This is a genomic window from Bradyrhizobium sp., from assembly GCF_035273305.1.
GTDB lineage: Bacteria > Pseudomonadota > Alphaproteobacteria > Rhizobiales > Xanthobacteraceae > Bradyrhizobium.
Genome location: NZ_DATEPI010000187.1, coordinates 1 through 7,429, shown reverse-complemented (window position 1 = coordinate 7,429; position 7,429 = coordinate 1). Strand labels below are relative to the sequence as shown.

General features: G+C 61.4%; 6 protein-coding genes. 3 read left to right on the top strand and 3 right to left on the bottom strand.

Features of this window, described 5'->3' with window-relative positions:
- Together VJV58_RS13100 and VJV58_RS13095 are read left to right on the top strand one after the other, a co-directional pair.
- The coding region (locus tag VJV58_RS13100) for an ABC transporter permease (protein WP_324137777.1) at window positions 1–385 on the top strand (385 nt) is incomplete at its 5' end.
- A 281-nt stretch (window positions 386–666) separates the two neighbouring features.
- Window positions 667–1,470, top strand: coding sequence for a L,D-transpeptidase (locus VJV58_RS13095; RefSeq protein ID WP_324137776.1), 804 nt, complete (start codon window positions 667–669; stop codon window positions 1,468–1,470).
- A 75-nt stretch (window positions 1,471–1,545) separates the two neighbouring features.
- Here the strand turns inward: VJV58_RS13095 and VJV58_RS13090 are convergent, their stop codons facing one another.
- The 3 genes from VJV58_RS13090 to VJV58_RS13080 all read right to left on the bottom strand — a co-directional run bounded on the left by VJV58_RS13090 (window position 1,546) and on the right by VJV58_RS13080 (window position 5,829).
- Complete coding sequence (locus VJV58_RS13090; protein ID WP_324137775.1) at window positions 1,546–2,358, bottom strand: class I SAM-dependent methyltransferase; 813 nt, start codon at window positions 2,356–2,358, stop codon at window positions 1,546–1,548.
- Between the two features lie 77 nt (window positions 2,359–2,435).
- Window positions 2,436–3,410 carry an ABC transporter substrate-binding protein gene (locus VJV58_RS13085; protein WP_324137774.1) on the bottom strand — a complete coding sequence of 325 codons (975 nt, stop codon included), beginning with the start codon at window positions 3,408–3,410 and terminating at the stop codon, window positions 2,436–2,438.
- A gap of 139 nt (window positions 3,411–3,549) precedes the next feature.
- The gene (locus VJV58_RS13080) at window positions 3,550–5,829 is read right to left on the bottom strand and encodes a class I SAM-dependent methyltransferase (RefSeq protein ID WP_324137773.1); all 2,280 of its coding nucleotides are present in this window, start codon (window positions 5,827–5,829) and stop codon (window positions 3,550–3,552) included.
- 205 nt (window positions 5,830–6,034) lie between these two features.
- Here VJV58_RS13080 and VJV58_RS13075 point away from each other — a divergent pair.
- On the top strand, window positions 6,035–7,429 hold a 1,395-nt coding region (locus VJV58_RS13075), incomplete at its 3' end, for an NAD(P)/FAD-dependent oxidoreductase (RefSeq protein WP_324137772.1).

Genomic DNA, 7,429 nt, shown 5'->3' with positions numbered 1-7,429 from the left:
GCTGTTCGTGCCGTTGCACATTCACCATCCGTTCTGGATGTTGGCGTTCCTGGTGCTGACCGCGGTGACCTTCAGCCTGTTCGGTTTCATCATCGGGATCTGGGCGGACGGTTTCGAAAAGCTGCAGATGATCCCGATGCTGGTGGTCACCCCTTTGACTTTCCTTGGCGGCAGCTTCTATTCCGTAAACATGCTGCCGCCGACCTGGCGCACGATCACCCTGCTTAACCCGGTGGTTTACCTGATCAGCGGTTTCCGCTGGAGCTTCTACGAAATCTCCGACGTAAGCGTGGGCTTGAGTGTCGGCATGACCTTGGCATTTCTCGCCATCTGCATGGTCGCGGTGTGGTGGATATTCAAGACTGGGTATCGGCTGAAGAATTGAGCGGCCTTCGCGCACGCAAGGCGCCAGCCATCATGCCCGGTGCCTTAAAGTTGTTCAGACATGGGCCGGTTCGCGGCCCGGCGGTCCGCTCACGAGAAGTTGGGGTCGACCGCTCCCGCAAATCGCTCCGCTGCCTTGTTTGCGCCCCACCCGGTATTAACGGTATTTCGCACCCCGCACGACGGTGAACCGGCACCTCTCTGGAACAAAAGCCGATTTCGAGCATATAGAGACGGGGACGGTGAGTGGCGTTGAAATCAAGGCTGGAGGCCAAACCAAACATGCGTTCCCTTCTCGTTGCTTGTGCTGGTCTCGCACTTTTCGCCGCCACCGGCGCGGCTCAGGCCAAAATCTCCATCACCGTCGACAAGAGCGAACAGATGATGACCGTGGCGGTCGATGGCGTCGAGCGCTACCACTGGCCGGTTTCCACCGGCAATCCTTCGCACGAGACGCCGAATGGCACATTCCGAACCTTCCGCATGGAGGAAGACCACTTCTCAAAGGAATTCGACGACGCTCCGATGCCGCATTCGATCTTTTTCACCAAGATCGGGCACGCCATCCACGGCACGGAATCCGAAGCAAGCCTCGGCTCGCCAGTTTCGCACGGCTGCGTGCGACTATCCCGCGACAACGCTTCGACCCTCTATGCGCTGGTTGAAAAAGACGGCGTGCTCAACACCACTGTGACGCTGACGGGTTCATCTCAGATCGCATTGGCGCGTCACCCGCGGGGCCGTCGCAATACCGCCGTCGCGCGCCGCGAGCAGGGCGATCAATATGCTCCGCAATACGACGGCGCCGGCGATCCGATCGTGCTGACGCCGCGACAGCAATCGTCGGGCCGGTATGCGCAGGAACGGCCGGATGACAATTACATCTATCCGGCAGACGGCAGTTCAGATGGTGCGCGGTACCCGGCGCCGCGCGGCACTCGTCGGCTCTACGGCGCGCAGGCGAGTCCGCAGCCGCAATATCAGTATTACGAGAACCGCGGCTACGCGCCTCAGTATGGCGCTCAGCAGGGCTATGCGCCGCGCCCGTATTATCAATCACGCGGCCTGTTCTCGTATCAAGATTAGCACGTAGATTGTTCGAGCCGCTTAGGGTCGGCTCGAACCGCTTGCGTTAGCGAGGCGCCTCAGCAGCGCGGGATGCTAATCTCTAGCCGTGACGATGTGAGCCTGGATTTTTGCCGCAACTTCGCCGCTGCCGTGTCGCTCGCCGATTCTGGCCGCCGCGTAGTCGGTTGCGGCATCCAGTTTGTTCGCATCTCTGGCTTCGATTTCGTTACGCAACGGAGTTCCCTGACAGTAAGCAACTGCAGGATGGTGCGGAGAAGACGCGCGGCTTTGCTCGGCTTTGGTGTCAATAGTCACATTGGAGAAGCCTGCCGCGTTCAGCTCGCGCTTGATCACTGCGGTCTCGTGATAGCCATGCGGCGTCCGCGCCAAAAAGCGCGGTGGGTCGCCAGGAAAAATCTCCGCGAGCGCGTTGGTCACGTCGTTCGCGAACACGTTCTCCTCTATCCGATCCCATACGTTGAACACGAAAGATCCACCTGGCTTCAACACGCGCCTGGCCTCACGGAATCCCGCGTGGCGATCCGGAAAGAACATCACCCCAAATTGGCAACAGACGACATCGAAGCTGGCCGGCTCAAAGGGCAGCGCCAGTGCATCGGCCTGACGCCAACTGATCCGGCTGTCCGGCGGCTGTCGGCTGGCCGCGTAGTCGAGCATCGGCTGGTTGAGATCGGTCACTACATAGCGAGCATCCCGGCCAAGCCGCGGCGCCAATGCTCGGGCGACGACGCCGCTGCCCGCAGCGGTCTCCAGAACCGCAGCGGGCGAGAGTCCGGCGACGCGGCGCGCAATGTCCTGGGCGAAACCTTCAAATATCAGGGGCACCAGATATCGGTCGTAATTTTCCGCTATCGAGCCGGTGAACACCTTGTCGGTTTCGGACATTGCTCATCTCCTGAGCCGGAATTGATACCCTGTCGATGACGCCCGATGACACTTGGGCATCGCAACTCGCCCGGCTTTCATTCGATCACCCGGTCAGCCATGGTCAGCAAAGTCGGGGGAATTTCAATCCCGAGCGCCGTCGCGGTCCTGAGATTGATGACGAGCTGGAATTTCGTCGGCTGCTGGATCGGCAGGTCGGCGGGCTTCGCGCCTTTCAAGATCTTGTCTACGAATACGGCCGCGGTCCGGAACACCTCCTGATAGTCGGGCCCATACGACATCAGCCCGCCGGCATCGACGTACGAACTATCCTCGAACATCGCTGGAATTTTATTTCGGTTCGCAAAGTCGAGTATCCGGGCGAGATGCTGCCGTGTGAACGTCTCGGTGGTCACCAGCAGCGCGTCTGGATGCAGATTCAGCAGCTCTGTGAAAGCGGCCTCCAGCTCATCAATATTCCTCGGCCCAACGACGTGGAGAAAAACGTGCGACTGATCGGCCGCTATTTTGGTCTCGTGAACGCGCGCCGCCATGCCGGGATTTGATGAATCCCACAGGATGGCAAAGCGCGAGATTCCTGGTGCGAGCGCGCGAAGTATTTCCAGACGTTTGGCGCTCAATTCAGGCGCCATCAACGAGTTGCCCGTCGCATTTCCGCCGGGGCGGGCCAGACTTGCGACAACACCGACGCCGACGGGGTCGCTAATCGCTCCTAGCACGATGGGAATTGTGCTCGTGGCTTTCTTGGCAGCGAATGCGGCGGGCGTCCCGAGGGTAACGATAACGTCCACACGTTTGCGTACCAGATCTGCGGCAAATTCGTTTAAGCGCTCCGTGCTACCCTCTGCAAACCTGCGGTCGAGAACAACATTCTTGCCTTCACGATAGCCGAGCTCCTCGAGTTTGGCCATAAACGGCCCGACGAAGACCGTGCTGGCGCCGGTGTTGAGCAGCCCGATCGTGAAATGCTGCTGCCCCGCCGCAGGGCGCGGCAAAACAATCGCCGCGCCGCCGAGAAGTGTAATGAACTCTCGCCTGTGCATGCGCGCCATTATCGAACGTGGATGCAGACCAGTAAAGCGTATCAGCTTTGCGCAAGGTGTGCGCCAGAAATTGCAGAGATGGCGCGCCATCTCTGAGGCGGGTCCTTCGATCAGGCAGGCAAATGATTTAGCCCGGGGGCAGCGCCCATTACTCTTCGCGGGGACGCAGCCGCCGCAACACGGCCCCAAGCACGTTGGAATAATCGTCGGTCCATACCCTCTGGTTTTCATCGGCTTCGGTCATGGCCCACTGCCCCGATGTGGCCAGCGTGCCAACATCGTCCTCGTTGCGAGCCGAAACAACGACTTGCGTCGCGAAAATGTATTCGTTGTCGCGATCTGAGTCCTCGTTGAAGACCCAGCTATTCAGGTCGTTGGCGCCGGCGATGCCGACCACCACGCTGGCGAGCTCCAGGTGCCGGTTGGAGACGTGCATCAATACCGCTCCGCGCGCGGCGAGCTTGGCCTTGTAGATCGCCATCGCTTGTTCGGTGGCGAGATGGATCGGGATTGCATCGGACGAATAGGCATCGACGATGATCAGATCGTAGAGGCCGTCCGGTTCTCTCGCGAATGTCAGCCGCGCGTCCCCGATCACCGGTTTCAGGTTCGGCGCGCAGCTTTGGATGTAACTGAAATATTTTGGATCGCGGGCGGTATCGACCATGGTCTGATCGATTTCGAAAAACTTCCACGTCTCGCCCGGCTCCGAAGCGCAAGTGAGTGTGCCGGCGCCGAGCCCGATCACGGCAACCCGCAGCGGTCCGCCTTTGCGTTCGCGAAGCGCCGTGATCGCCTGCCCTATCCCGCCGCTTTGATGATAGTAGGTGATCGGCTCCGGCTTTCCGGTGACGAGCGTGCCGTCATCGTTTTGGAATTTCTGCGCGCCGTGAATGGTCGTCCCGTGCATCAGCACGTGATACTGCCCGCGCGGCGTCACGAGAATCTTGTGCACGCCAAAAAAGCTGCGCACCGTCTCCACCCGCCCCTCGTCCGCCGGATAAACCCGGATCAGCACCAGCGCCAGCACGACAGTGGCAAATATCTTTCGGCGCTCCGCATTCAAACCGAGCGCCATGACGGCCGAGAGCACGCCGACCGCGCCGATGATCCAGAGCCGATGTGCCTCCAGCCAGGTCATAACCTTGCCGTCGACGTAAGAGGGCGCCATCAAGGCCGAGGCAACCACCGCCAGGAATGGCCAGTACCAGGCGCTCCAACCGCGCAAACGTTCCGGGCTGGCCGGCCGGCATAGCGCCGCCAGCGCCAACAGGATCGGGTATTCCGCGACCCATGAGAACGCGAACGGCGCGAGCAGGCCCGCGAACAGTCCGCCGACCATGCCGCCGAACGATAGCGCAACGTAGAAACCGGTGAGATAGTTTGCGCTCGGCCGGGTGCGTGCCAGCTCGCCATGACAAGCCATCGCAATAATAAAGAAACAGAGCTGATGGCCGCCGAGCGTCAGCAGCAGGTTTTGTTCGCCGCCAAAAGCCAGCAGTACGACAACGCCGGCGATGGCGACCGGCTGCAGCATCAGCATCCATTTGTGAGGCAGTACCGGGCGCGACTGGAACACCAGCACCCATGTGAGGAGATAAAGCGACAGCGGCAGCACCCATAATAGTGGCGCCGCCGCAACGTCCGTGGAGATATGCGCGGTTACCGCGATCAACAGGCCGGAGGGGACAGCGGCGAGAAAGATCCAGCGCCCGCGCAACAGCCACGCTGGCGGCGCGCTGATTTTGTCTTCGGCCGGCGCATCGACGGCTAATGTCGGTGAACCCAGCAACAACGCCGCGCAAAGCGCGATCAAAACGATCAGTAGGCCAAAGCCTCCGGTCCAGATCAGGTTTTGCGTGCGCAGCGTGAACATTGGCTCCAGCAGCACCGGGTATGACAACAGCGCCAGAAAACTGCCGATGTTCGAGGAGGCATAAAGGAAGTACGGGTCGGGGCCGCTGGGATGACCGGTCCGAAAGAACCATGCCTGCAGCAGCGGATTGTTCGCAGCCAGCGCGAAGAACGGTAGGCCGATCGACACCGCGAACAGCCCTAGCAACCAGAACGCATAACCTGAATTTGGCGGCTCGCCCCACCCGCTGGCGATCGACAGCGGCAGCGACAACAGCGCGATCACCAGCAGCACCAGATGGGCCCCCGTCATCACGATCCGGCTGCGGATCCTGATGAGGTAATGCGCATAGCCATAACCGGCCAGTAGCAGTGACTGGAAGAAGACCATGGCGACCGACCACACCGCCGGCGAGCCGCCGAGTCGGGGCAGCACCATTTTTGTGAACAATGGCTGGACCGAGAACAGCAACAGCGCACTGACGAAGATCGCGGCGGTGTAGACGATCAGCACCAGCCGGTTTCGGGTACTCGCAGGCTGGTCCGCGACAGCGGGCGAATCAGCTGAATTCATGAAAACTCCGGGTTGAACCCGGCGGCGGCCGGAATTGCGGCATCACGCGTACCGAAGCGGCAAATGGAGCACAGGCGGGCATTACCGGCAATGTGGGCGGCGGCAGCAAAATCTTCACTTGCCGCTGTTCTGTCATGCACGTGTTCGCTAAGCAGTAGGGCAAGCGCCGATAAGGCGCGACCGGTCAAATCTTGCTGAAGTCGATATGCCAGAGACGGACGTTGTCATCATCGGCGCCGGGCACAATGGCCTCACTTGCGCGGCGTATCTGGGAATGGCCGGCCTGCGCGTGACGGTGGTCGAGCGCCGCGGCGTCGTCGGCGGCGCCGCGGTGACCGAGGAGTTTCATCCGGGCTTCCGCAATTCGGTCGCCGCCTACACTGTCAGTTTGCTCAATCCGCGGATCATCTCCGATCTGAAGCTGCATGATCACGGCTTGAAAATCGTCGAACGGCGCGCCCAGAATTTTCTGCCCGCGCCGGATGGCAGCTATCTCTTGACCGGCGAGGGCCGCACCCGGAAATCGCTCGCCAAGCTCAGCCAGCGCGACGCGGATGGTATCGACGCGTTCAACCGTGAGCTGGAGGTAATCGCCGACGTGCTGCGCGCGTTTGTGCTGCGCGCGCCTCCGAACCTCGTTGAGGGATTTGGCGCCGGCGCGGTGCGCGAAGCCTTCAACGCGCTGGGTACGGCTCATATCCTGCGGAGGCTTTCGCTGGATCAGCAGCGCTCGTTACTCGATCTGTTCACGCGCTCGGCCGGCGAAATACTCGATGAGCGGTTCGAGACCGACCTGGTGAAGGCGCTTTACGGCTTCGACGCCATCGTCGGCAACTACGCCAGCCCCTACGCGGCAGGATCGGCCTATGTGATGCTGCACCACGCATTCGGCGAGGTGAACGGCAAAAAGGGTGTGTGGGGCCACGCCATCGGTGGCATGGGTGCGATCACGCAGGCGATGGCCAGCGCCGCGCGCGGCCAAGGCGCGGAGATCAAGCTGGAAGGCGGCGTGCGCGAGGTGATCGTTGAGCGCGATCGCGCCGCCGGCATCATCCTCGATAGCGGCGAGACCATCCGCGCCAAATATGTCGTCTCAGGCGTCAACCCGAAGCTGCTGTACACGGGGCTGGTGCCAGCCGATGCGTTGCCGCCGGCGTTTCTCGCTCGCATCGGCAATTGGCGCAACGCCTCTGGCACGTTCCGCATGAACGTGGCGCTGAGCACACTGCCCTCCTTTGCCGCGCTACCCGGTCCTGGCGATCATCTTTCTGCCGGCATCATCATCGGTCCGAGCCTTGGTTATATGGATCGCGCCTGGCACGACGCGCGGGCGCAGGGCTGGAGCCGCGAGCCGGTGATCGAGGTGCTGATCCCATCGATGTTGGACGATACGCTCTGCCCGCCGGATCGGCACGTGGCGAGCCTGTTCTGCCAGCACGTCGCTCCGCAACTGCCCGACGGCAAATCGTGGGACGACCATCGCGAGGAAGTCGGCAATCTGATGATCGCGACCGTGGACAAATATGCGCCCGGCTTCGCGGCAAGCGTGATCGGCCGACAGATGCTGTCGCCGCTCGATCTGGAGCGGCAGTTCGGCCTG